Source organism: Gryllotalpicola reticulitermitis, assembly GCF_042651345.1.
Taxonomy (GTDB): domain Bacteria; phylum Actinomycetota; class Actinomycetes; order Actinomycetales; family Microbacteriaceae; genus Gryllotalpicola; species Gryllotalpicola reticulitermitis.
In genome coordinates this window covers 1-512 of the sequence record NZ_JBHSCN010000007.1, presented here as the reverse complement: position 1 = coordinate 512, position 512 = coordinate 1, and the positions used below count along the sequence as shown (strand labels likewise).

Sequence of the window (512 nt, the reverse complement as noted above, 5' to 3'; positions counted from 1 at the left end):
GTGATCGAGGAGCGCTCGAAGGGCGATCCGGCGGGCGCTGCGGCGGTGCGAGAGCGGGTTGCGAGCGCGGTCGGCGGGGCGATCGCGAGCGTCGTGCCCGGCAGCGCGGAGGCCGCCCGGGTGAAGCAGGTGCTGATCGAGGAGGGGCTCTGGTCGCAGTACCTGGAGGTGGGGATCGGGCCCGACCCGGAGATCTTCACCAAGGCGCCGGTGCTGTCGGCGGTGGGCACCGGGGCGCGGATCGGAGTGCTGGAGCGGTCGACCTGGAACAACCCCGAGCCGGAGGTCGTGCTGGCGGTCTCGAGCACGGGCCGGGTGGTCGGGGCGACCCTGGGCAACGACGTGAACCTGCGGGACTTCGAGGGTCGCAGCGCGCTGCTGCTGGCGGAGGCGAAGGACAACAACGCATCGTGCGCGATCGGGCCGTTCCTGCGGCTGTTCGACGAGCGGTTCACGCTCGAGGCGCTGCGAGCGGTCGAGGTGGAGCTGACGATCACCGGCGACGACGGCTT

At 72.1% G+C, this 512-nt stretch carries 1 pseudogene; it reads left to right on the top strand.

Annotated features, from left to right (window positions below):
• Positions 1-512 (top strand): annotated as a pseudogene (locus tag ACFOYW_RS16405) (fumarylacetoacetate hydrolase family protein); the annotation flags it as partial.